18 protein-coding genes are annotated in these 24927 nt (G+C 52.2%); 14 read left to right on the top strand and 4 right to left on the bottom strand.

All coding sequences use genetic code 11. The annotated features are described in order from the left end of the window. Window positions 1–111 precede the first annotated feature (111 nt). Entirely contained in the window at window positions 112–2529 is a 2418-nt protein-coding gene (locus tag OXI60_06980; GenBank protein ID MDE0309560.1) for a fatty acid desaturase, read from the bottom strand. A gap of 480 nt (window positions 2530–3009) precedes the next feature. Here OXI60_06980 and OXI60_06975 point away from each other — a divergent pair, with 480 nt between their 5' ends. The 5 genes from OXI60_06975 to OXI60_06955 all read left to right on the top strand — a co-directional run bounded on the left by OXI60_06975 (window position 3010) and on the right by OXI60_06955 (window position 12087). Further along, a complete protein-coding gene (locus OXI60_06975) occupies window positions 3010–4293 on the top strand; it encodes a tryptophan 7-halogenase (GenBank protein ID MDE0309559.1) in 1284 nt (427 codons plus the stop codon). Between the two features lie 398 nt (window positions 4294–4691). After that, window positions 4692–5321 carry a hypothetical protein gene (locus OXI60_06970; GenBank protein ID MDE0309558.1) on the top strand — a complete coding sequence of 210 codons (630 nt, stop codon included), beginning with the start codon at window positions 4692–4694 and terminating at the stop codon, window positions 5319–5321. Window positions 5322–5646: 325 nt separating this feature from the next. Then, window positions 5647–7806 carry a cysteine peptidase family C39 domain-containing protein gene (locus OXI60_06965; GenBank protein ID MDE0309557.1) on the top strand — a complete coding sequence of 720 codons (2160 nt, stop codon included), beginning with the start codon at window positions 5647–5649 and terminating at the stop codon, window positions 7804–7806. Beyond that, window positions 7806–10748 carry an ATP-binding cassette domain-containing protein gene (locus OXI60_06960; protein ID MDE0309556.1) on the top strand — a complete coding sequence of 981 codons (2943 nt, stop codon included), beginning with the start codon at window positions 7806–7808 and terminating at the stop codon, window positions 10746–10748. Before OXI60_06965 ends, OXI60_06960 begins: the two co-directional genes overlap by 1 nt. Window positions 10749–10785: 37 nt before the next feature. Then, window positions 10786–12087 carry a hypothetical protein gene (locus OXI60_06955; protein MDE0309555.1) on the top strand — a complete coding sequence of 434 codons (1302 nt, stop codon included), beginning with the start codon at window positions 10786–10788 and terminating at the stop codon, window positions 12085–12087. A gap of 171 nt (window positions 12088–12258) precedes the next feature. Here the strand turns inward: OXI60_06955 and OXI60_06950 are convergent, their stop codons facing one another. After that, window positions 12259–12492, bottom strand: coding sequence for an NHLP leader peptide family RiPP precursor (locus tag OXI60_06950; GenBank protein MDE0309554.1), 234 nt, complete (start codon window positions 12490–12492; stop codon window positions 12259–12261). Window positions 12493–13405: 913 nt separating this feature from the next. On the opposite strand from OXI60_06950, the gene OXI60_06945 reads away from it, so the two are divergent. The 8 genes from OXI60_06945 to dtd all read left to right on the top strand — a co-directional run bounded on the left by OXI60_06945 (window position 13406) and on the right by dtd (window position 22156). Further along, window positions 13406–13882, top strand: coding sequence for a ribosome maturation factor RimP (locus tag OXI60_06945; GenBank protein MDE0309553.1), 477 nt, complete (start codon window positions 13406–13408; stop codon window positions 13880–13882). Window positions 13883–13897: 15 nt separating this feature from the next. Further along, window positions 13898–15406: a transcription termination factor NusA gene (gene nusA, locus OXI60_06940; protein ID MDE0309552.1), complete on the top strand. Its 1509-nt coding sequence runs from the start codon at window positions 13898–13900 to the stop codon at window positions 15404–15406. Between the two features lie 8 nt (window positions 15407–15414). Then, window positions 15415–17871, top strand: a complete 2457-nt coding sequence (infB, locus tag OXI60_06935) for a translation initiation factor IF-2 (GenBank protein MDE0309551.1) — start codon at window positions 15415–15417, stop codon at window positions 17869–17871. Between the two features lie 27 nt (window positions 17872–17898). Next, on the top strand, window positions 17899–18264 hold the full coding sequence (gene rbfA / locus OXI60_06930; GenBank protein ID MDE0309550.1) for a 30S ribosome-binding factor RbfA: 366 nt from the start codon (window positions 17899–17901) through the stop codon (window positions 18262–18264). Further along, a complete protein-coding gene (truB, locus tag OXI60_06925) occupies window positions 18261–19175 on the top strand; it encodes a tRNA pseudouridine(55) synthase TruB (GenBank protein ID MDE0309549.1) in 915 nt (304 codons plus the stop codon). Before rbfA ends, truB begins: the two co-directional genes overlap by 4 nt. Before the next feature lie 106 nt (window positions 19176–19281). Next, window positions 19282–19551 carry a 30S ribosomal protein S15 gene (gene rpsO / locus OXI60_06920; GenBank protein ID MDE0309548.1) on the top strand — a complete coding sequence of 90 codons (270 nt, stop codon included), beginning with the start codon at window positions 19282–19284 and terminating at the stop codon, window positions 19549–19551. A 31-nt stretch (window positions 19552–19582) separates the two neighbouring features. Further along, a complete protein-coding gene (gene pnp, locus OXI60_06915) occupies window positions 19583–21679 on the top strand; it encodes a polyribonucleotide nucleotidyltransferase (protein MDE0309547.1) in 2097 nt (698 codons plus the stop codon). A 27-nt stretch (window positions 21680–21706) separates the two neighbouring features. Further along, the gene (dtd, locus tag OXI60_06910; GenBank protein MDE0309546.1) at window positions 21707–22156 is read left to right on the top strand and encodes a D-aminoacyl-tRNA deacylase; all 450 of its coding nucleotides are present in this window, start codon (window positions 21707–21709) and stop codon (window positions 22154–22156) included. Between the two features lie 31 nt (window positions 22157–22187). Here dtd and OXI60_06905 read toward each other — a convergent pair whose 3' ends face one another. Next, entirely contained in the window at window positions 22188–23513 is a 1326-nt protein-coding gene (locus tag OXI60_06905) for a dihydroorotase (GenBank protein MDE0309545.1), read from the bottom strand. Between the two features lie 166 nt (window positions 23514–23679). After that, on the bottom strand, window positions 23680–24126 hold the full coding sequence (gene dksA / locus OXI60_06900) for an RNA polymerase-binding protein DksA (GenBank protein MDE0309544.1): 447 nt from the start codon (window positions 24124–24126) through the stop codon (window positions 23680–23682). A gap of 159 nt (window positions 24127–24285) precedes the next feature. Between dksA and OXI60_06895 the strand changes: the two genes are divergently transcribed. After that, entirely contained in the window at window positions 24286–24891 is a 606-nt protein-coding gene (locus tag OXI60_06895) for a glutathione S-transferase N-terminal domain-containing protein (protein ID MDE0309543.1), read from the top strand. Window positions 24892–24927: the final 36 nt, after the last annotated feature.

Raw genomic sequence — 24927 nt, 5'->3', positions numbered from 1 at the left:
AAGGTGAACTCATTGCCACTTCGTCAGTTCCACACACGTCGGACTGGCATCAAATGCTGGGAAGATACGCGATTGTTTCAGGCACTGTCGGTGTTTGGCAACTCGTGCCGATCAAGCGCCTTCGTCACTCGCGTCGGGAACTTCCAGATTCTCAAGCGCTGCCTTGGAAGCGACTGCCATTTCGGAAATCGCGGCATATAGCTCGTCAAAATCCTCCAATCCACATGCTCCGGCGATAACTGATTTGACTGTCGAGCTCGCCGTCTCATGGGATGGATTCCTGTCAGTGACAAGATTCACAATACCTGCCAGATTCCGCCACATTGTCGTTGCATCGATCAGTCGCTCACTTGCGTCCTTGGAAATCAAATCATCCTCGACGGCCAACTGAAATGCGACAATTGCATCAGGATTCGGCGGTTGTGATGAGTTTCTCGCATGCTTGAGTTGCAGAACTGTTGCAGCGTGTTCAATATTTTCAATAGGGATTCTTTCGCATTGTCTTGCAGTCAGCCACGCATCGACTGCACCCCGAGAGTCACTCGCGGGTATTGTGATGGCTTTAGCGTGTGATTCGTCCAGATGGCTTAGGATTTCATGCCGCAGTCGATTGAATCGAGATTCGATATCAGATTTGCCGAAACTGAATATACAGCGCGACATGATCAGTTTGCGGATACTTTCGGGACTGCCAGACCTATGCAGTTCAGCGAATGACACGAGCGCATGAATCGCATCGTGCCGATCTCCCGCAACATGCGCAGCGTACAGAATATTGTCATGCAGATACGATTGGATTTCTTCGAGAAACTGTCCACACAACGCCTCAAAGTGTTGTTCATTGCCGCTGCTATAGACAAGATAGATGTCGAGCGGCGATCCGATCGTCGTGTCGGGTTCACTGGCAAGGTCACCGCCAAGCACGGCAATGACTCCTCCATCGGTCAGCGAGCCGTATTTTTCGGTGAAGTTCTCACCAACTTTCCAAAGGACAGAATTGATTGCAGCCGCCCCGACTCGTGACATCGCGATTCCGGCTTCTGAAGGCGACAGGCTGCCTCGAATTACATGCATGCAGATCTGCACAATTTTCTCATTGGTCCAATTGCGAGCGTTTTCCACGACTTCGTTCGTGGTTTGTGCGGGAATTTCGAGAATCTGCGCCTGCATCTCTTCGATACCAAGCTCAAGCGTCCAATAAACACGGGCAAGACCTCGACGGGCGATTGTTTCGAACTCCAGATCCTGTCCGGATCCTGGTGGAACGTCAATATCCGTGAATTCCTTTTCGTTGAGCCCGTCGAGCAACTCAGGAAATTGATCTATCCAGCGGTACAGACCAGGCAAGACATGGTAGATTTCGGTGATGGCGTCAAACGCCTTCGGCCGCAGACGGAAAGCTTTTGAATCATAGATTGTCCAATCATCGATTTCAGGGTAATGTTTCGCACGCCACTCATCGACCAAAGGATCCATCAATTTGAACCACTTTTTCGAGTTCAGAACCTTGCTGCCGATCTGCATATAACTTCCCGGCAGTTTGGGCGACTCATCCTCGTCGTAGTGCTGCAGCAGCGGGTATCTTCGGTAAGCGGCGATATGATGGTCCGCATGGCGTTGCATGTTGTAGTAGAACCATTTTGAAATTCTGTAGTTGGCACTCCATGAATGTCGCGGCTTGACGCGTTCGAAGCGGCCATTTGGAAGGCGAATTCGATGCAGGCCATAGTGCTGGGCGTAGTTGATGATTTTCATCGAAATGATCACTGTAAAACAGATAATGAGATACAGCAGCAATACCCAGATGCCGCCCATCACATAAACCAGCAGCCACCAGAATCCGGTCTCGGCGACATATCGCCAGAACGGATTGGACAAATGCCAGCCAGGCTTTCGTCGACGTTGAAGCCGAGATTGCTCACAACGCCAAGCTCCAATCAAGCTGTCTCGGAGATCGTTCGGGAAACTCTGCCAGAAACTTCTGCCCTTGGGTGCGAAACTGCAGTCAAATGGTGTGCAGGCAAACCGATGGTGCAGGTAAACATGCTCGGTTGCGTATTGTGGATAGGAGGCCGATGCCAGAAGGAACTCACCTAAAAGTCGTTCCCACGAAGTCTGGCGATGGATCATCTCGTGTCCGATGATAAAGATCGATTGTGCCACTCCGACGGTCAGCGCCACAATCAATATGGTTTCAATCAAGTTGAGGTGATTGCCGAACAGGACCTGCCATAGTATGAATACCAAAGTAGGTGGCCACAGAATTGCCCACATCCACGCCGCCAGCTTATACAGCAACAGTTGGCTGTCCGGAGTGTTCTTGGGATCGATGTTCTTGCTGTCGTGCCCGAATAGGGGCTCGAAAAAATCGGCGATGATGAAGTATGCGACCGGCCCCGCAATCCACCACCCGCCGTTCACTGCAGCAATGATCAGTAAAGGGAAGACTGCAAGCTGTGAAAAATGCGGAATCGCATTCCAGAAACTTGGAACGACAAACCGTCCGTCGCTCGCTGTTTCGAAACTCATTTTCGATATCCTACCGCACTTCGCGATGGAGGCTTCGGGTTCGCACTGTTGATTACGCCAGACTCAAGGTGAGCATCAACGGTTCCACTAGATGAAAAGTCCATACAAACCACGCAAGCCGGAAACTTCATTTGAGCACGATTTCCCTTTGTGTGCCGAAAAGACAACCAAGGATTGTGTCCTCACCGAGCTGTCTCAGCCCGATAGGCGCATTATACGGCATGACCAATGAGAGTCACGGTTTGTATCGTCGAACTGAATCCGAACGGACTTTGCATTCGCATGCCATGCTGATTCAACGGTTCGGACTCGGTGCAAACTTGGCGCTTGAACTCTCAACTTGGCGGGAATGCATGGCTTTCGTGCCCCAAAGTCCATATGAGTGCTGATGGTATAATGTTCCGAACAAGTTGTTGCACAGGCAGCAGTCCCGAACATTCCAGAAGAATTGCTTGATTATTTTGCCGGGGTCAGTGCCGGATGATACAGCCAGGTCGCGAATCATTACGCAAAATTGCAGTCATCGGACGGGGAACAGCTGGGTGCCTGGCGGCTGCCTCCATCACGCGTCTTCTCCCTCATAGTGATTACGAGCTGCACCACATATATGACCCCGACATCCCCACAATCGGAGTGGGTGAAGGCAGTTGGCCAAGTCTGGTTCAGGAATTGAGCCAACTGACAGGGATGCCTCAGTTAACAGTTCAACAGCGTATCAAGGGAACCCGAAAGTACGGTGTGGCATTTGAGGGATGGGGGCTGAAAAACCGGCAATTCATACACTATTTCATGCCGCGTGATGAATCCTACGCATACCATTTGTCAGCGGATCTGATGGGTGAGATGCTGACCGAAAGTTCGCAGGCCAGTCATATCAACGCGAAAGTGCTGAAAATCACCCGAGTGGCCGGCGGGGCTGAAGTGCAATTTGAGCACCGGCAGTCGGAACGTTACGACTTGGTGTTTGACGCCCGCGGCTTTCCTCCACAACTCAACCCCGAGCAACACATTGATATCTCTTTCATTCCGACGAATACAGCTGTCATCCGTCGTTGCCCGTCGATCATCAATGACGGGCAAGATGGAGCAGCATTGCATCATACCTATACCCGAGCAGTCGCCCGTCCCCATGGTTGGGTGTTTGTGATCCCACTTACTGCACACACGTCATATGGATATATCTTCAACCGCGATCTGTCCGATATCACTGAAGTGGAGTCGGACTTTGATGAGTTGCTTCAAGCCGAGGGCGTGTCAGAATTCGAGCAGCGCGCAGTCATTCAGTTTCCTAATTTCATTCATCGACGAATTTATGACGGCGCAGTGGCTCGCATTGGCAATGCCGGAGCTTTCATGGAGCCTCTTGAAGCGACAGCCATAGTATCGGCTCAGTTGCAGATTGGAATGGTGATTCATACTCGACTTCACCGTTCGATTGATCACCTTGAGCGAGACGCACCGGTGGTCAATCGATTTCTCATCAAGACCATGCTGTGTTATGGCCTTTTTGTTGGCTGGCACTATAGTCGCGGTTCTGTACACGACAGCGAATTCTGGCGTCATGCGCGTGAACATATCTGGCCGAAACATCGTAAGGCGGCAGCTCCCGGCCTGGTCGACTGCGACGCCCTGGACAGGTTTGACGATATGGTCGAATTGATAAGTCAGCCGACTATCGACGAGGTTGACTGGAATCGCATGTGTGGGGTTCCTTGTACGAGTTATCTCCAGATGTCTCAGGGCCTCGGTTGCTCACCGAAGTGATGAACGCTCGGGTTGGATGGGATGTCAGAGATTATCCGCGATACGCGATCTGGCAGAAATGGAAAAACACGGTTGCAACACCTATCCAAAGATGACGCAGGAGTGAATAAACTGTTTTGCGAATCGATCAAGGTCGACTGACATTGGGGGACAGCCCACCGCCATGCACCTGCATTGCGCCTGAATGTTCTTTCTGGCAAAGGACAATGGCATATCGGTTGTCGGGTGATTGCCCGCTCGTCAGAACCCCGTCGGGTTGCCGCATCTGTGGTGAACGAGGGCAGGAAATTGACTCCAATCTGATAGCGGTGCTAATATACCGGCTGCACAATTCAATCGGAAAGAAACGGAGAATTCGAAGATGAGAACCGACCGATGGGAAGTTGAACAGATAGTTTGTGAACGATTCGATTTCCAGACTCGAAAGGGCAACCTCATTCATTGGTTCCAACTTTCCCAACATAAGAGCTAAGGCTGTGTTCGGCAATCCGTTTCAATCATTTCACGATACCGTCGCTGAGGCTAAGCACGATCGCGAGCAACTCGATCGATTGCTGATAGTTTCCACGCCTCGAGAGCGTCTTGTTCTAGCCGTCACCGTCTCGCTGCTGGTGATCTTCACCGGATGGCTGTTTTTTGGAAGCATGACCCGTAGTTTTACTGCCGACGGAATTTTTGTCGGCTCTGTTGATAACCCATCTGAGACCAACCGGTCAGTGCAGGTACTCATTTGGGTCAATTCCGGCAGTGTGCGCGATATCCATTCCAAATTGCCGATAAAGATACAACTCGGCGAAACTGATGACAACAATCTGGAATTCAACGGAAAGATAGCGAAAATCTCTTCTGAACCCATATCCGGGGAACTGGCGAGGTTTGAGGCACAACTGCCGATATCAGTTCACAGGGTTGATGTCATACCGGACGAACAGTTTGACCTTAGCTCTTACACAGATACGAATTGCCGGGTTACGATTCAACTTGGCACGCGGTTACCGATCGCGCTATTCCGAAACAGACAATCGTAGATATCCCTGAATCACCCTGAATCTGCGTAAGGACAATTTTGGTGTCACCATTCGCGGAGCCTGACCGCAAGGCGGAAACAACGGATCGCTTCTCGCACCGAGCCTCAACCGGCTCATGAATTCAGCGATTGGCTGCCGGCCCGCTACGGGAGGTGAAACTCGCATCGGTGTGGTACAATTTTTATCAGTCTCGCCTTGAGGTATGATTTTTCTGTCCCATAAGGTGAAACGGAGTTTTGTTTCAACCCTTTATACTGGCAGGGCTTTTGTTGTTTTTTTATCTCTAATGCGGATTTAGGGCATCACTTTCATGAGCTCAGACTCAATGAAACAAAAGATAACCACACCGGTTGTGCTGCAGATGCACGCATCGGAATGTGGCGCGGCCTGCCTTGGAATTGTGCTCGGCTACTTCGGACGCTGGGTGTCTCTGGCCGAACTGCGCGAGAAGTGTGAGGTGAGCCGAGACGGCAGCAATGCTGCCAGCATCGTGCGCGCTGCCAGGCACTATGGTCTCGAGTGCAAGGGTTTGAGCATTAGCGGCGATAAGCTGAAGAACTTGAAACTGCCGCTTATTCTGTTCTGGCAATTCAGCCATTTTATGGTTCTTGAGGGGTTCGATGACCACAACTTCTATCTCAATGATCCATCGACCGGACGTCGCAAGGTTTCCGCTGAGGAGTTCAACAAAGCATACAGTGGTGTTGCGTTGCAGGTCACGCGCAATGAGAATTTCAAACCCGGCGGGGAACAGCCCAGTGTATGGGATCAGCTAGGCTTGTATCTGTCGGGATCCAAGCGCATGCTTGTCGGTGTGATTGTGTGCACACTCATGCTTACATTGTTGGCAATCATTGTCCCTGCAATTCTCGGTACTTTTGTGGACGATGTGCTGGGCGGCCATGAATCCTGGGGCGGATTGGCAGGAGCTTTGTTTGGTGGCGGTATCCTCGCATACATCCTGACATTGTTCAAACACCGATTCTTGAAGCGGCTTGCGGTTCGGATGTCGGTGATCTGGTATAGCCGGGGCATGTCGCGGCTTTTGCGGTTGCCGATGGAATTTTTTCAGAACCGACTTACAGGCGATGTGGTGGATCGGATCTCGTCCATAGACAGGATCGCGAAAAATCTGACAAGCCAGTATCTTATTCTTCTTATCGATATGGCGATGAGCGTGTTTTTTCTAATCGCGATGGTTGCCTATGATGTCCTGCTTTCGCTGATCGTTCTATTGTTGGGTATTCTCCATGTGGTTCTGGCGCGGTCTCTCAACGCGATTCGTGCCGTCCGAAGCCAGACGATGCGGCGCGAGCAGGGAATGCTGATCAACTACGGTATGCAGATGCTCAACCATGCGGAGAACCTGCGTATGACCGGGTCAGATGACCGGTTTTTTTCCCGTTGGTGTGGCCAGCAAGCGAAAGAATTACAGGCCTGCCAGCTATATTCCGAAGCGAGTGCGGTCAGTATCGCATTACCAGACATGATTGATATTTTTCGCAGCGCGGTGATCTGTACTGTCGGCGGAATGATGGTCATCAATGGGGAAATGACTTTGGGTGCCTTGGTTGGATTTTTTATCCTGGCGCAGATGTTTTTGTCCCCTGTCGGACGGTTCATGGAATTCACCGACATGCATCAGGCGCTCAAAATTGACTTGCAGCGACTTGAAGATATATCCAAAACTGAGCCCGCCCCCGAATTCAGGCGCCGCAAACCCGACTCAGAGTCGATAAAGACATTTAAGGGCCGACTCCAGCTTTCGGGTCATCTTGAGTTGCGAGGTGTCACTTTCGGTTACAACATTGCCCGTCCGCCAGTAATCGAGAATTTCAACCTTGAAATCAAACCAGGGCAGAGAGTTGCCATCGTTGGACCGAGTGGTTCTGGAAAATCGACTTTGGCGGGTCTTGTATCAGGCATCTATCAACCATGGTCGGGCGATATTCTGTTTGAAGGTTTTCGTCGCGACGAGATTCCAGAGCAGGTGCTTCAGCAGTCTATTTCGATGGTAAATCAGGAAATGGTTGTCTTTTCCGGACCGCTACGCGACAACATTACCTTTTGGAACTCAGCGGTTCCAGATGAAGCTGTTTTTGCTGCCATGCGAGATGCTCAGCTTCATGACGAGATACTGCTCAGGCCGAAGGGATACTCAACATATGTTGAAGAAGGTGGAGCGAATTTCAGTGGTGGCCAAAGACAGCGGCTGGAGATCGCACGGGCACTTGTAAGCAATCCGACGCTGCTCGTTCTGGACGAAGCAACCAGCAACCTCGATGCCAAGACCGAGCAACGTGTCGATGCAGCCTTACGGCGTCGCGGAGTCTCCTGCCTGATCATAGCACATCGGCTGAGCACCGTGAGAGACAGCGACGAGATCATAGTGCTCGACAAAGGAGTTACGGTACAGCGAGGTACTCACTCTGAGTTGATCGAGGATCGGGACGGTCCGTATTTCAAACTTGTCATGTCGCACTGATGAACGATTCCACACCCGGCGGGTACACATCACTGGCCGAACTTGCTGCCCGTAGCGGTACATCAGTTCCATGCGCCGCCAATCTGCCGGTTGATCTCGATGATCCGGATCATATCTGGTACATCGATCGAGGCGCTGTCAATCTTTTCATCATCGAATACATTGAAGGAGTGATGCAGGCACCGCAGCACTTGCTGAGCAGCGAGTCGGGCCGGTTACTGCCGGGTGTAGCGCCAGATCGGCGAGATGACAAAACGGGCACTACATTGCATTTAGTCGCCAAAGGCACGCCCGATTCCCTTTTGAAACGCCTGCCAGTTTCGTTGTTATCCGAGGTTGATCCAGCAGAAACGGCTGAACAGATTGATACATGGCTCACCCAGATAACCGCAACTTTATCGCGATTTGTAAACCCACTTCCACGGATGACAGCGTACGCGAAGCCTGATCAAATGCAGAGCGTGGCGCCAGGTACGTTATCTGCTCTGGGAGGTGTCGTGTGGGTGACCGAGCTGCCACAAAGCGGGTGCCTGTTCATGGATATTATCGAGCAGGCGGAACTTTCCCGGATGGACAGCTCACTTCAGACCATATTACCGATGACGCCGTACAGTTGGCTTAACTTGAATGCGGAAACTACAGTATCGGGCAAATCGACCGAAACCCTGGCGCGGGAAGGAACGTTGATGCCGGCACTGGCTTACTTCCATACCGTTGCATTCGACTTGGAACGACTGAATCGTCGGTTGGCGGTGGTGGATGAGGTAAATTTGGAAGTCGCACTGTCATCTAGCCGACGTATGGTTGAGAAAGTCGCCCGACACCGTCTATTCAATTTGTATGAATTGCCAGTTGATCAGGATGTCAGTGCTGGAGACACAGGTTTGGTGGACGCGCTGAAAACAATCGGACATCGTGAAGGGATCAATTTCACGATTCCATCGCGATCTGCACTGGGCACCACTCCACTGCGCCTTTTTGATGTCCTGACCGCGTCAGGCATTCGCGCCCGTCGCGTGCGTCTGAATTCAGATGAGAAGTGGTGGCGGAGCGACAGCAACGCATTGCTCGCGTTCCGCTCCGAGAATGACCAGCCTGTGGCACTGTTGCCGGGTACGTTCGGAGGTTATCGGGAATATGATCCGGTAACCAAGCGCAAGACCCGGGTGACATCTGACAGTGCCGGCACATTGGCCGAAGACGCCTGGGTGTTCTATCAACCACTGCCGACGGGCAAGATGAATCTGGCAGATATGTTGAAAATTGGCTTGTCCGGTTCACTTGCGGACCTGACATGGCTGGTTATCGTCGGGACTCTGTTCGGGTTGATTAAGTTGGTGCCCGCTCTTGCACTTGGTTATGTCGCAACCGAGGTAACGTCCGATGGAACTTTGGACGAGTTGTGGATTTTTGCAGCGATGATCGCAGGATTTGGTGTGGCGGGCGCACTGTTGCACATACTGCAAAGCACAACAATGATGCGAATCGAAGGACGTACAGCCTCGCGAATTGAAGCTGCATATTGGGATCGGCTCATGCGGCTGCCATCAAAAATCTTGCATCAGTATCCGGTTGGCAATCTTGCCATGTCGGGGATGACATTCCAGAACTTGCGCGATGGCTTTCAGGGGGTGGTTTCGGATAGCCTGCTCTCCGTCATTTTCCTGCTCCCCATTTTTGCAGTCATTTTCTTCTACGATACGTTTCTTGGGGTTGTTGCCCTTGTATTCAGTCTTTTTTCGCTGTTGATAACCGTGATATTTGGATTGCGTCAGATATTGCCTTATGGGCGAATGCTCGGCGCAGCCCGTCGTGTAGCGGGACGGCTGTTTCAGATCGTGGACGGCATAGTCAAGCTGCGGGTGGAAAACGCAGAAGGGTCGGCGTATGCGATCTGGGCGCAGGAGTATCGCCAGCAAAAGAACGCGGAGATCGAACTGGGTTCGCTCGAAGGACATTTACGGGCTTTCGCAGCTGCGCTCCCATTTCTTGCAGGTGGCGTTTTGCTTTTCGCGACCGCGATTCAGAACAGCGGGCATGTCGCGATTGGCAGTTTTCTCATCGTTTACACTGCATTTCTCGTGCTCCAGTCTGCAATCTCCAGACTCGGCGAGTCCATAGGCACCATCGCGTCCTTGCTGCCAGCGTTTAAGCAGATTCGTCCGATGCTTGCCGCAGTTCCGGAAGTCGAGTCAGAGGGAAACCCGGTTCCTAAACTAGGTGGTGAGATTCTGTTCGATCAAGTTTCTTTCCGTTACGGCCCGGACGGTCCGCTGATACTCGATGATGTCACGATTCATATCCGTCCCGGTGAATTTGTTGCCATCGCCGGGGAATCTGGCGCAGGCAAGAGTACGCTATTGCGACTCGCACTTGGAATTGAGCAGCCAACAGCTGGCGCCGTGTATTTCGACGGGCGTGATGTGAACCAATTGAACCTGAAGCAACTGCGTCGGGAAATTGGTACAGTGCCGCAGTCAGTGGCGCTTCATCCCAATGACATCTGGGATAACGTGGTAAGTCATCACGAGAACGTGACCAGTGAAGAAATATGGCGGGCTGCCCGGACCGCTGAGATTGACGAGCTGATCAAGGCCATGCCTATGGGTATGATGACTATGGTGGGCGCTAGTGGGAGTGTTCTGTCCGGAGGAGAGAGTCAGCGCGTCACAATTGCGCGTTCAGTTGTTCGCAACCCCAGAATCATAATGCTTGACGAGGCAACCAATTGGCTGGACAATGAAAGTCAGGCTCGGGTGATGCAGAACCTCGCAGCTCTGACCTCCACCCGGGTTGTCATCGCCCACCGACTGTCCGAGCTGGCGCAAGCAGATCAGATTTACGTGATGAAATCGGGAAAGGTCATACAAAAAGGTTCTTTCCAGAATCTCATGGCAGTCGATGGAGTGTTCAAAGAGTTGGTGAGAAGACAGACTCTCTGAATCGAATCGACTCAATGACCGGAATTGGGTATCTTTGGTGAAAAGATCGGTTGACGCAGCTGGGAAGATTGAATCGAAAGCTCGTGAGGATGGCGAGTTTCGCAGGAGTCTTCTCGCCGACCCGAAAGCGATGATCGAACGCGAACTTGACGTGAAATTGGATGCAGACCACAAAATCCATGTTCACGAAGAGTCCTACACCGAGACGCATCTGGTGCTTCCACCCCAAGACAAGTTCACCGAAGCCGAACGGCAGGCGGCCAAGACCGGTGGTACATCACTTGAGTTTCTTCGGGCGACACTTTACGATCCGGCGCCGCCCGTCCGTCCACCGCGCCCTGAGAGACCGCGAGACCCAAAGGATAATTTGACCTGTGAGGAACTTGCGAAAGCGGGCAGGGAGAGTATCAGCCTGGGGCTTGATTTCCTGAGTTCCACTGTCAATGAAGACGGGGCATTGCACTGCATTCGCTTCAATGTCTCAGACCCGGACATACCCCGACATTTCGAAAGGCCTCCCTTCATCTCCGCCTATTGTGTACTTGCCTTGGAAAGTTCTGATGATCGGCGTGCCAAGGTGATGTGCGACGCGGCCAGGACTTACCTCGTCAAGACCATTGAATATCCAGGGTTGTGGAGATACTACCGTCACCTTCCCCAGGATCTGGACAGTACCGCTCTGTGTTCGCTTGTCGCTGGGAACCATCCGTGGGTCATGTTGGGAAGGAACATACCGCAAATTCTGGCGAATCGCGACGAGTACGGTCGATTTATGACCTGGATTCTCGAGGGAGATGAGCCGGATGTTGTGAAGATGTTTCGTATTGAAGCCGATCCGGTAGTCAATGCGAACGTAATCGCTTATCTGGGCGACCGTCCGGAAACCGAACGCGCCCTGCGATGGTTGGAAAGTCTCATTGCGGACAGTGATCTTGCCGGCACATCGAAGTGGTACCCCGATCCAGTGGCAATATGCTATGCCGCCGCGCGTGCCATGATCAGGGTGCGACCGGCGCTTGACCAATTACGACCCGTACTGGCGGACCGTATCGCAGGGTTGTGCGATGGCATGGGCGATTTTGGCGATGTCCTTCAGACTGCTCAGGCAGTTTCAGCGTTGCATAACATAGGATGCCTTGAACGCATTGATGCAAAGAGACAGGCCGAACGGATCATTGATATGCAAGGTGAGGATGGCAGTTGGCCTGAACTTCTGGCTTTTGGTGATCAGTCGCTGAAGTGGGGCACGTGGGGGCAGCAGGGACACGGGTCTGAGTCTGTGACGTCTGCATTCTGTATTGAGGCTCTGGAAAATCTTGTGGATTTCCTGAAGAACTGAAGCAATCTTGCCACCTGACTCCTGGTGCGATCAGGAGCAGATTGGATTTTTGGCGCTTACCACCAAAAAACCCCTTGTCGATACATCGACAAGGGGTTTTTCATTCCAACTTGTTTACAAGATCGGAACCAAATGGCTCGGGATCTTGGCTGGTAATGCTCCTAAAAAGACTTACCAGCAGCAACAAAGACCAGCTGACACAGCTTCAAGCTGTTCTTCGGTCATGTTGGGGTCCGGTGGCAGAGCGATATGAACGGTCTGCATATCACTCTCATGCACTACGATTGTCATGGAGTCGGGTACGGTAATATCCAATTCCTCACTGATCGTAGCTTTTGGGTCTGAAACCAGTTTCATCCTGAAATCGGAATCCGTAGCGGATTTATCGATAACATGGTTGAGCATTTGATCTCCAGTTCGCATAGTTTTTTGTTTTTGCCTCCAAATTTCAGTTCGTGCCAGATATTATAAAAAAATTTACGTACAAGTAAAAAACTTTCTGACGATTGGGAGTGTATCAGCAATCTGACAATAGTCTGGTCAGGCGATGACCGATATTTTTTCCTGCAGTCGGGCAGTATTGGACGTTGCCATCTGATACTTCCACCTCGCGGCTGGAATCTGGACCGATCATGAATAATGAATACCATCAAGCCTATGAAGACGGAACAGCAGTCACTGCCTTCACAGCTGGGCAAAGTCAGAGTCTTCCATCCCGACAACTTTGCAACCGTTACTTTCATCAGTCGAGATAAACACAGCCTCCGGACACATCCACTTCAGCGTGCCGCGCTCTTTCTCAGGTCCCCGGTGATGCATCTGCCGGATAGTTCCTGTTTCCGGACAGCGACAGTGAAGATCACCGCACTTATGCGGTGATTATGGTTTTCCCTCGGAGTGAGTTGACCAGGTGATTGATGGGGTCGGTGATGTTGCAGTCGCGCTGGTATTCTCGAAAGCCGCAAATGAACTTTCGGCGGGTGCGATTTGTCACTGCAGGCACCCTGATTCACACGCCACTGAGTTCTCGTTTTGAAACACAATGCCCAAAACTACATGGATTTTTATCGGGTAGCCGATGTCAACGCCTGAAAAACCCGCGGTGTCGTTTGGAATTTGACGCTGATATCAACGGCTGACTTATGGTATACTTTCACACCAAGAAAGCTTTCAGTCAGTGGATTGGTGTTGATTGATCAGTGACACGTTGAGATTGTTCTGAACCAAACTGACTGAAACGGAGGAATAGACTCAAGAAAACCTCGCTAATGCGAGGTTTTTGATTGTTCGGATCCAAAAAACTGGAGTTCTGGGAGAATTGTCGAACCTGATACAGACACAGCACGACTGGCAGGGCATGCTTGACGAGGCCGTGGAAGGCTATGGGTATGAACTGGTGCACATCGAATTGATCGGTCGCGGGAGGTCCCGAGTACTTCGCCTGTATATCGATGCTCCCGGCGGCGTGGACTTAGATGACTGCGCATTCGTCAGCAGACAGGTGGGCAGGCTGCTCGATGTGGAAGATCCAATCACGGGTCCGTACAATCTGGAAGTCTCATCGCCTGGAATTGAACGGCCGCTGGCCAAGCGCGAACACTTCGTCCAGGCGGTCGGGCAGTGGATCGATGTTTCAACCTGGGTGCAGTGTAAAGGCAGAAAGAATTTTCTGGGACAATTGCTTGAGGTAAGGGACAATGACATTGTGGTGCTCGCGGATGGTGATAATTACAGCATTGATATCACTGGCATTCGTCGAGCCCGTTTGAAACCGGATATGGGAGGATTGGCTTGAAGGAGCGCATGAATAATGGATAAGTCAAACATACCAACTATTGTGCAAGCCCTTTCCGACGAGCGGAATCTGGATACCGAGGTTATCTTCGAGGCGGTCGAGGACGCGTTGGCGGCCGCTGCAAAAAGACAGAATATTCTCGATATTGATGCCAGAGTATCGATCAATCGGGAAACCGGCGGCTTCGATACGTTCCGCAGATGGGAGATCGTGGAGGAGGAAGACGAGAATTTCAGTGAGGATCGCCATATATTGCTGGCCAAGATCAAGCAGACGCAACCGGACGCGGAAGCCGGGCAGTTCATTGAGGAACAGATCCCCTCAAGCGCGTTAGGACGCATCGCTGCTCAGACGACCCGCCAGGTTATCTTGCAGAAAGTCCGTGAGGCGGAACGTCGCCAGATCTATGAACAATACACGCCGCTTATTGGGACAATGCTGTTCGGTTCGGTACGGCGCGCCGAACGTCTCGACTCAGTCGTCGATGTCGACAGTGTCGAGGCGCTTCTGCCAAGGAGTTGCTCCATACCCAAAGACGGTCTGCGCAAGGGCGACCGCATTAGAGGGATCTTGAAAGATGTGCGCAGCGATTCCCGAGGCCCGCAGCTGATTCTTGATCGCACCTCTCCTGAACTGTTGATTGAACTGTTCAAGCTCGAGGTGCCGGAAACACGGGAAGGTCTGGTTGAAATCAAAAGCGCAGCCCGAGATCCAGGGGAAAGAGCGAAAATCGCCGTTTTCTCTCCTGATTCGAAAATTGATCCGATCGGTGCCTGTGTCGGTGTGCGCGGTACCCGGGTACAGAGCGTTTCCAATGAAATCGCCGGTGAGCGTGTGGATATTGTCCAATGGTCCCCGAATGCACCGCAGTTTGTGATCAATGCCCTGGCTCCGGCGGAGGTCGAATCGATTGCCATTAACAATCAGACACACAGCATGGATGTTGTTGTTGCGGAATCACAGTTATCACAGGCAATCGGACGCAGTGGACAGAACGTGAGACTGGCCTCCCAGCTGACAGGTTGGACGTTGAACATCATGAACTACGAGGCAGCCCAGGAAAAACGCTTCAAGGAAGATCGGGCGGAAATTGAGAAACTGATGGAACAACTGGACGTTGATGAGGACGTGGCGATGGTCCTGGTTCAGAACGAGTATCGCACGATGCTGGACATCGCCTACGCAGAAGCCGAGGTTCTGGCGGACATCGAGCAGTTTGACGAAAGCCTTGTCGCAGAGATCCAGAACCGGGCCACTGACGCGATCCTCAAGGACGAGATTGCCGGTGTGGTCAAGGCAGAGCACAACAAACCCGAGCCATCGCTTTTTGAGGTCGAGGGCGTGGACGAGGCCATGGCCGGTTTGCTGGCGGCAAACGACATCCTGAGCCGCGAGGAATTGGCTGATTGCTCCACATACGATTTATTGGACGTCATTCCAAATATGGACATTGAATTGGCCGGTGAACTGATTATGAGCGCACGGGCGCCGATGCTTGAAGAACTGGAGAACGAAGAAGGGTAAGAGGCTGCATGACGGAATCGCTTAAAAATCTCGCCGAATCATTCGAAATTTCCGAGGATCGGCTGATCATGCTGTTTGAGGAGGCCGGTGTGGCAGGCATCACCGGAGACAGCAATATTACGCCCATGCAGAAGATCAAGCTGGTCAAGTCGATGCAGACGGGCCGCGTGCAGATCAAGACCAAAAAGCCGAGCCAGTCAGTCGAATCACAGGGACGGACCGGCGCCAAACGGGAAGTCAAGATCGAGGTGGTCGACGGATCTGTGATCGTGCCAAGGGGCATTCCAGCACCTTTGGTTGATGTGCCAGATACACCCAAAGAGAAAGAAGAAGAAACGACGGCTGAAGCGGAGGAGCAACCTCCGCAGGGAGCGCAGACAGAGGATCAGGAAGCGGTTGCAGCACCCGATGAGGCCACAGAACCGACAGCTGGCGAGCAGGTGAAGCCTGAAACAGATGAAGCCCCTGAAGAGGCCGCGCAAGCCGACGTGCAGCAACCTGTGGAAGTGCCCCAGCCCATAATTGAAAAGAAAGAGCCGGGCAGTGGCAGGAAAACACCCAAGAAGGCCAAGGGAAAGCGAAAATCCGCCGCAAAGGAAGATACCGCCCGACGTGAGCAGTTGCACATCGCCAGAGGCCGGAAAAAGCCATCGCGGGATCGCGTCCGTCGCAGTAAGGCACCGCTCAGCGACGACCATCAGAAAAAACACAGGTTTACCCAGCCGGTCGACCCGATTGTTGTGGAAGTGGCGGTTTCTGATTCCAATAAGATTACGGAGTTGGCCAAAGCAATGTCCGTCAAGGCGCCCGAACTGATCAAGAAACTGTTTGAAGTCAGTCAGATTGTAACAATCAACGATACCATAGACAAGGACACAGCCAATTATCTGGTTGAGGAAATGGGGCACCGGCCGACAGAGGCGGATTCGCAAGACCTTGAGGCCACCCTGATCAATCTTGAAGCCGACGACCGTGAGATGCATCCGCGTTCGCCAGTCGTTGCGGTCATGGGACACGTCGACCATGGCAAGACAACCTTGCTGGACCATATTCGCTCAACCAAAGTTGCTGAGGGCGAAAAAGGTGGGATTACACAGCACATCGGCGCCTATGTGGTCAAGACGACCAAAGGCAGCATCACATTCTTCGACACCCCGGGACACGAAGCGTTTTCGGAAATGAGGGTTCGCGGAGCAAAGGCGACAGATATCGTGATTCTGGTGGTTGCTGCGGATGACGGGGTCAAACCCCAGACAGTGGAAGCGATCAATCACGCACGCAGCGCGAATGTGCCTGTTATCGTTGCCATCAACAAGATTGACAAGGATAAGTCCAGTCCCGACAAGGTGCTCCGGGAGCTTACCGAACATGATGTCATCGTGGAGGACTTTGGCGGAGATGTTCTTTATTCGCCGGTCTCCGCGCTCAGAGGTACGGGCGTCAATGAGTTGCTTGAAATGGTCGAGCTTCAGTCCGAGGTTCTGGACCTTACGGCTCCTACCGAAGGCATAGCCAGTGGAGTCGTTATCGAGGCCAGGGTCGATCGGGGTCTGGGGGCGGTCGTGACGGTGCTGGTGCAGAAAGGCAATCTCATGATCGGAAATCATGTGGTCGCCGGCGTTCAGAAGGCGCGCGTGCGAACACTTCGAAACGACCGCGGCACGAAAGTCAAGTCGGCAGGTCCATCGACACCGGTTGAGATCATTGGATTTCAGGAAATTCCTGCAGTTGGCGAATCTTTCATTTGCGTTCAGGATGATAAGACCGCACAGCAGCTGATCGATTATCGCAATGCCGGTGCAAGCAAGCCCGGCCCCGGGCCGATTGAGCTCACTTTCGGTGACTCGGACAGCCCGAAAATCCTCAATATAGTGATCAAGGCTGATGTTCGCGGTTCGGCAGAAGCCCTGTCGACAGCGATCGCCAATCTCTCCAACGAGGAAGTTGAGATAAGAGTAATCCATAGCATGGTCGGCGGTATCAGCAAATCCGATGTCAATCTTGCCACGCCGGCAGATGCGATAATTATCGCGTTCAATGTTCGAGCCGAAGCGACCGCCAAGCAGGAGATTGACAGCAACAACATCAAGGTCATTTACTGCGGTGTGATTTACGATGCGATCGACGCAATGAAGGAATTAATTGCAAGCAACATGAAACCGGTGACTGTGGAGGAGATCATTGCGCAGGTTGAGGTGCGCGAAGTGTTCAAGTTTCCAAAGGTCGGGACTATTGCAGGCTGTTATGTCAGCGAGGGTACCGTCCGAAATCACCTTCCGGTACGTGTATTGCGCAACAACATTATGATTCACAATGGGGTGATCGATTCCTTGAGAAGGTTCAAGAACGATGTGCCTGAAGTGAAGGCAGGAATGGAATGCGGCATTCAGGTCCGCAACTATCATGACATTCATACCGACGATCAGTTGGAAATCTATCAGTCCAAGGAGGTCAGTCACTCCTGACGGAGTCTGGTCGTTTCAGGCTTTAGAATGTTCGACGACGGTACAAGAACCAGTCGCTGCAGGAAAGTCGGTTCTGTAGTGCATCGCGAATTGAGTTCTATTTTGCAAAACAGGCTCGCCGATCCCAGAATTGGACAGATAACGATTACCGAAGTCTCCATGTCAAGGGATCTGAAACACGCGAAAGTCTATGTCACCAGCAGTGAAGCGCCTGACAATATGGAAAGGACACTCCACAGTCTCAATCGGGCAAAGTCGTATATCCGCCACCAGCTGAGTGCGAATCTGGATATGAAGTACACACCCGCAGTTTCGTTTCTGAAAGATGAGGTGCCGGAAAGGAGCAGACATGTGATTGGCCTGATTGACAATATCGCCAACTCGGAATCATGAACGTACGACATAAAGAACCAGCTGCGGTTTCAGGAATTCTCCTTTTCGACAAGCCTTCCGCAATCTCCTCTAACGCTGCGTTGAAGGAGGTGAAGTCACTGTTGCATGTCCGCAAGGCGGGACATACCGGAAATCTGGATCCGATTGCGACAGGTCTTTTGCCGATATGCATCGGTGAGGCGACCAAGGCAGCCGGGTTTTTCCTGGACGCCGACAAATGCTATAGGACTGTAGTGAAATTTGGTGAATCCACCACAACGGGGGATCGCGAGGGTGACGTCATCGAACGTCGTCCGGTGATGCTGACGAAACAGAAAATCCTCAGGATACTCGACGAGTTTGTCGGAGAATACGATCAGCTCCCACCCATGTACTCAGCGGTAAAGATAAATGGGGAGCCGTTATACAAGTATGCTCGGCAAGGCATTGAAATCCAGCGCAAGACCCGACGCGTGAGGGTCTACCGGATCAAGTTGCTGAATCTCGACGATTCGAAAATTGAAATTGAACTGACGTGCTCAAGCGGGTATTATGTGCGGGTTCTTGCACACCAGATCGGCGAGAGGCTAGGGTGCGGGGCTCATGTCGAGTCGTTGAGACGGATTGGCGTCGGTATTCTGCATGTCAATGACAGTTATAGCCGCGACGAGATCGAGCAGATCGAGTCAGTTGAACAGCGGCGTGAGTTGTTGATCCCGTGTGACCAGACTTTGACACATTTGCCTAAAGTCGATCTTTCCTCTGACGCAGCATACTACCTGTGCCGTGGCCAGGCGGTTCGTGCGGGGAATCTCCCACCCGAAGGAGTGGTGAGATTGTACGAGGATTCTGTCGGTTTTTTAGGGATTGGTACGTCCTTGGGTGATGGAAGAGTTGCACCCAAACGACTTTTTCACCACACGAATGCCTAATCTCTTGTATGATAGGCACGTCGTTGTACCACGGTGATATTTGGTTTGTCCGCAAACAAGGCAATGAGATGTGTTTGCGGATACTTTTTTGGATTGGAATAGGAAAATGGCTTTATCGGTAGCTGAAAAGACGAAGATAGTCGACGACTATCGCCGTAACGAAAATGATACGGGTTCACCGGAAGTGCAGGTCGCCTTGCTGACTGAAAGAATACGCGGGCTGACTGATCATTTCAAGGAACACAAGCATGACCATCACTCGCGGCAGGGCTTGTTGCGGATGGTGAATCGCAGGCGTAAATTACTGGATTACCTCAAGTCCAAAGACCAGGAGCGATACAGGGAACTTATTGCGCGATTGGGAATTAGGAAATAACAGGCTGGAATACAAGAGGAGAACAACCTAGATGAATGGTTATGCGGAAGTGTCGTTTCAGTACGGCAGCGAAACTGTACGACTGGAAACAGGGCGAATAGCTAGACAGGCAACCGGTGCGGTTGTTGCCAGTATGGGCGATACTTCGGTATTGGTCACTATAGTGGCGGAAACCGAGCCTAAGAAATTCAATTTTCTGCCACTGACAGTTGAATATGAAGAAAGAACCTATGCCGCCGGACGAATTCCTGGCGGCTTTTTTAAGCGTGAGGGACGACCGTCGGAAAAGGCGGTATTGACCTGTCGACTGATTGATCGGCCATTGCGACCGCTCTTTCCCAAGGGATTTTGCAACGAAGTGCAGGTTGTCGCAACAATCATGTCAGTTGACCCGAAAATTGATCCGGACATTATTGCCATGCTTGGAGCTTCGGCTGCAATCAAGATTTCAGGTGTGCCATTCAACGGAACGCTTGGTGGTACCAGGGTTGGATTCATTAATGGTGAATATGTCCTCAACCCCCACAATGACATCCTGCAGAGCGAATCCAAACTCGATCTGGTCGTCGCCGGTACCAGCGAAGCGGTATTGATGGTGGAATCGGAGGCAAACGTTCTATCCGAAGAGCAGATGCTTGGTGCGGTGATGTTCGGACATCGAGAGATACAGACTGCGATCGACGCGATCAACGATCTGGCCGAGCGGGCTGGCAAACCGGCTTGGGATTGGGACCCGCCGCAAACTGACGAGGCGCTTGCACAGCAGGTTGACCAATGTGCGCGGGCTCGGCTTGAGCAGGCCTACGACATCGACGTGAAGAAGACGCGACGGGAAATGATTTCGAATGTTCGTTCCGACGTCATCGAGCAGATCTCGCAAGACAGCGAATTGGAGGACGATCAGATTTCAGCCGTCGGCGACATGATCAATCGACTCGAGTCCGAAATTGTCCGCGGCAGGATCCTGGACGGCAAGCCCCGAATCGACGGCCGCGATCTGAACACAGTCCGTCCGATTGACATCCAGACACGGGTATTTCCGCGGACTCACGGCTCTGCCGTGTTTACCCGGGGCGAGACCCAGGCGCTGGTGATTACGACGCTGGGAACAGAGCGGGACGCCCAAATCATCGATGCTCTTGAAGGCGAGCATCGAGACCCATTTCTGCTGCATTACAATTTCCCTCCATTCTGTGTCGGTGAAACCGGAAGAATCGGATCACCGAAGCGTCGCGAAATCGGTCACGGACGACTGGCGAAAAGGGCAATTGCTGCAGTCCTTCCAGAACGAGACGACTGCCCTTATGTCATTCGTGTGGTTTCGGAAATCACCGAGTCCAATGGATCCAGTTCCATGGCCACTGTATGTGGGACAAGTCTGTCGCTGATGGATGCCGGAGTGAAAATTTCCGCACCAGTGTCCGGCGTTGCGATGGGATTGATCAAGGGGGAATCGAACTTCAAGATTCTCACTGACATACTTGGCGACGAGGATCATCTGGGCGATATGGACTTCAAGGTGGCAGGAACCAAGGACGGTGTCACTGCATTGCAGATGGATATCAAGATTCAGGGCATCAATGAGGAAATCATGCGCGAGGCATTGGATCGGGCGAGAGATGCCAGGTTGCACGTATTGTCAGAGATGGACAAGGCGTTGCCGGCCGCGCGTCAGGAAATGTCCGAGTTCGCGCCGCGTATTCTCACGATGAAAATCAGCACCAGCAAGATTCGCGATGTGATCGGCAAGGGAGGCGCGACCATTCGCTCGCTTTCCGAGGAGTCTGGCGCCACCATCGACGTTTCTGATGACGGTGTGGTCATGATTGCCTCAGTGGACAAGTCCGGGGGCGAAATGGCTATGGAGCGAATCAAGCTGATCACCTCGGATGTAGAGGTTGGAAAGGTCTACGATGGAACAGTTGTCAAGTTGATGGACTTCGGTGCATTTGTCAATATTCTTCCAGGCCGAGACGGGCTGGTTCATATCTCCCAGATTTCGCAAAGGAGAGTCAATCAGGTGTCCGACGTCCTCAAAGAAGGTGATGAAGTCAAGGTCAAGGTGCTTGAAGTCGACAAGCAGGGTCGAATCCGACTGAGCATGAAAGCCATAGAGGAAGCAGCTTGATCAACTGAAGGTCGCCTTGACAGTCTGATGAGGGTGCTGGCACAGCGGGTACTCGGCGCTTCCGTAGTTATATCCGGTGAAACGGCAGGGGAGATTGGCAGGGGACTGTTGCTGTTTGTCGGGTTCACCCATAACGACAATTCAGGCATTGTTCGGGAACTCGCAAACAAGGTTGTCAATCTGAGAATCTTCGAGGACGCCGAACGGCGTCTGCAGCATTCTGTTCTTGAATCCGGTGGCGCCGTCCTGGCAGTCCCCCAGTTCACGCTCTATGCATCGACTGATCGCGGCCGCCGGCCGGACTTTACACAGGCGATGGAACCACAAGGAGCGAGTGATCTGTTTGATGAGTTTGCCCGGACACTTGACGAGTTACTGAAAATCCCGATTGCCAGAGGCAGATTCGGGATGGATATGAAAGTTTCGCTGGTCAATGACGGTCCTTTTACAATAACGTTGCAAAGGGATCCGACTTAGAGACGATCGTTGGCGATTATCGGACCTGCCCTTAACCGAATCGCACCGGTGACCCTCTCACGCCCTCCTGAATCGTGTTGTCGGCGTAAGCGATCTTTCCTCCAACTATGGTCCACAAGGGCCAGCCCGTGAGCTTTCTTCCCCGAAATGGGCTCCATCTGACTTTGGTAAGCATATCATCGTCACGAACGGTTCTGTAGTGGTCGATGTCAACGATGGTCAAGTCCGCATCAAATCCCGGTTCGAGTCGTCCCTTGCCGACCATTCCATAAATTTCCGCAGGTCCGCGGCAAAGCCATTTCAGTAACTGCTCCAAGGTGCAGTGACCGTCTTTCCAGGCAGTCAGTATCAGTGGCAAAGATGTTTCCACTCCGGGCATGCCGGAGGGGCTTTCCGGGTATGCTTTGGCTTTCTCGTCTTTCGTGTGAGGTGCGTGATCGGTTGCGATGAAGTCGATTGTGCCGTCTTTCAGGCCCGCCCACAAGGCCTGCTGATCACGAATGGTACGCAGGGGAGGATTCATCTGTGCGAAACTGCCCAGCTGCGCGTAATCGTTTTCGGTGAGAAACAGGTGGTTTGGAGTGCATTCGACGCTGATCAAGTCGGTCTTGTTGTCTCTGAGATAGTCAACTTCGACCGCCGAAGTCAGGTGCAGGACATGCAGACGCCGGTTGAACTTCCGGGACAGTTCTACCGCTCTTCGGGTTGCCAGCAGTGCTGACTCATCGTCACGAATCTGCGAGTGAACGGCGACATCGATCGGCTGTGTTCCGTCACCGAGAAACGCCTGCATTCGGCTGCGCAGTCGTTCCTCATCCTCAGCATGTACCGCGATCAGACGCGAGCCGCCGGCAAAAATTCTTTCCAAATCACTTTCGGCGTGTACCAGGAGTGTACCCGTACTCGAACCCATGAATATCTTGATGCCGCATACGGGTCCCGCTGAATTGATATCGTCGAGATTATCTGGTGTGGCACCGATGAAGAAACCGTAGTTGGCGACACAAACTTGAGCCGCTCTCGCTAATTTCTTGTCCAGTTCCTGCTGGTTGATGGTAGGCGGGTTGGTATTGGGCATCTCAAGAAAGCTGGTAACACCGCCGCGGACAGCCGCTCGCGAGCCGCTCGCCAGATCTTCCTTGTGGGTGTTTCCCGGATCTCGGAAATGAACCTGGGCGTCTATCACTCCTGGCAGGACCAACAGTCCCTGTGCGGAAATTTCGATGTTGCAGGCGAGTTTCAAAGACGGTGCAATGGACACGATACGGCCATCCGTGCATGCAACGTCAGCTTGGGCGATAGTGCCGTCGTGTGCGGCAACCAATCCGTCTCTGACGATCAGGTCACAATCTTTCATGTTTGATCCGGTGAATTTCAGGTGGTTGGCACATGATCGACAGGGGCATCAGTTTCCCACCGGGTATTATGGCGAATTTCAGACATAACTGATTCGGTCGGCGCAGATTCAATCGCTCTGCCTGACGTGAAGTTCCAAGTTGATCATGTATCTCGAAATTGGTGATTCAGTGCCGTCGACGCTCTTTAATCTCATCGAGCACCTTGCAGTCCAGGCAGAGAATTGCTGTAGGCCGCGCTTCCAGCCTGCCGAGACCGATTTCAATCCCACACGATTCGCAGTATCCATATCCGCCGGTCTCAAGTCTGACGATAGACTCTTCAATTTTACGGATTAGTCGCCGTTCCCGATCCCGATTGCGCAGCTCAATTGACATGTCAGTTTCCTGACTCGCCCGATCAATCTGATCCGGATGGTTGATGGTTTCGTCCTGCAGGTTGACGACGGTTCGCGACGATTCTCCCAACAGCTCCTCCTTCCAGGTCGTAAGAATTTCCAAGAAGTGCTTTCGCTGCTTCTCATTCATGTACTTTTCGTTGCTTTTCGCCTGGTACGGCTCGAAATTCAGTGATTTTGCGATAGTTTCCAAGTTTGAAGTTATTCCTACATTTATGGTAAAATTTCAAGAACCCAAAATGCTTCCATTCCTTATTTCGGACAGCAAGTTTGAAAAACGGCTTATATACCATATTGGCCAAAGAATTTCAAAGGAAATCGGTGCCAGCCGATTACCCCAGCCCAACCTCTCTCTACAAAAAGTGAGTATTTCTATATGCTGAAACTGCGCTATTCCACAACGTCACCATACGTCCGCAAAGTCACCGCAACCATTCATGAATGCGGACTCGAACATCAAGTCGAACGTCAGTTGACGAATCCTTGGGCACCCGATACCGACTTACCAATTACGAATCCTCTTGGCAAAGTTCCCGCACTCACGACCGAAAGCGGAAAAGTACTGTTTGACTCCCCGGTCATCTGTGAGTTTCTAGACAGTCTGTGTTCAACCCCGAGATTGTTTCCACAAGACGGAGAGGCACGTTGGAACGCCTTGCAGCAACAGGCATTGGGCGATGGGATTCTGGACGCGGCAATCGGACGTCTGCTGGAAGGGCGAAGACCGCCGGAACTGCAGTCACAGACGGTGGCTGATCGATTTGCCAAAGCCATCGAACGTTCGCTGGATACGCTGGAAGGCAAAGTGGATGAGCTGTCCGATGGTTTTACGATCGGGCAGATTACAGTCGGAGTTGCGCTGGGGTATCTGGATTTTCGATTTTCTGCGGATGACTGGCGGGCAGGGCGGCCGGGATTGACGAAATGGCATGAGTCGGTTTCATCCCGACCTTCACTCATGCAGACCGTTCCACACGAGTGATCGGTCTTCCCGCTGCCATCGCCAATCACAATCATC

The organism is Acidiferrobacterales bacterium (assembly GCA_028820695.1).
Classification (GTDB): Bacteria; Pseudomonadota; Gammaproteobacteria; order Arenicellales; family JAJDZL01; genus JAJDZL01.
This window is presented reverse-complemented; position numbering and strand designations above follow the sequence as displayed.

Bases quoted from the DNA above. Each gene is read 5' to 3' on its own strand.
- OXI60_06965 (MDE0309557.1), top strand. From the start codon at position 5,647: ATGAAACAAAAGATAACCACACCGGTTGTGCTGCAGATGCACGCATCG.
- OXI60_06975 (MDE0309559.1), top strand. From the start codon at position 3,010: ATGATACAGCCAGGTCGCGAATCATTACGCAAAATTGCAGTCATCGGA.
- OXI60_06960 (MDE0309556.1), top strand. From the start codon at position 7,806: ATGAACGATTCCACACCCGGCGGGTACACATCACTGGCCGAACTTGCT.
- OXI60_06895 (MDE0309543.1), top strand. From the start codon at position 24,286: ATGCTGAAACTGCGCTATTCCACAACGTCACCATACGTCCGCAAAGTC.
- dtd (MDE0309546.1), top strand. From the start codon at position 21,707: ATGAGGGTGCTGGCACAGCGGGTACTCGGCGCTTCCGTAGTTATATCC.
- rpsO (MDE0309548.1), top strand. From the start codon at position 19,282: ATGGCTTTATCGGTAGCTGAAAAGACGAAGATAGTCGACGACTATCGC.
- nusA (MDE0309552.1), top strand. From the start codon at position 13,898: ATGGATAAGTCAAACATACCAACTATTGTGCAAGCCCTTTCCGACGAG.
- truB (MDE0309549.1), top strand. From the start codon at position 18,261: ATGAACGTACGACATAAAGAACCAGCTGCGGTTTCAGGAATTCTCCTT.
- OXI60_06905 (MDE0309545.1), bottom strand. From the start codon at position 23,513: ATGAAAGATTGTGACCTGATCGTCAGAGACGGATTGGTTGCCGCACAC.
- infB (MDE0309551.1), top strand. From the start codon at position 15,415: ATGACGGAATCGCTTAAAAATCTCGCCGAATCATTCGAAATTTCCGAG.
- OXI60_06950 (MDE0309554.1), bottom strand. From the start codon at position 12,492: ATGCTCAACCATGTTATCGATAAATCCGCTACGGATTCCGATTTCAGG.
- rbfA (MDE0309550.1), top strand. From the start codon at position 17,899: ATGTTCGACGACGGTACAAGAACCAGTCGCTGCAGGAAAGTCGGTTCT.
- OXI60_06980 (MDE0309560.1), bottom strand. From the start codon at position 2,529: ATGAGTTTCGAAACAGCGAGCGACGGACGGTTTGTCGTTCCAAGTTTC.
- pnp (MDE0309547.1), top strand. From the start codon at position 19,583: ATGAATGGTTATGCGGAAGTGTCGTTTCAGTACGGCAGCGAAACTGTA.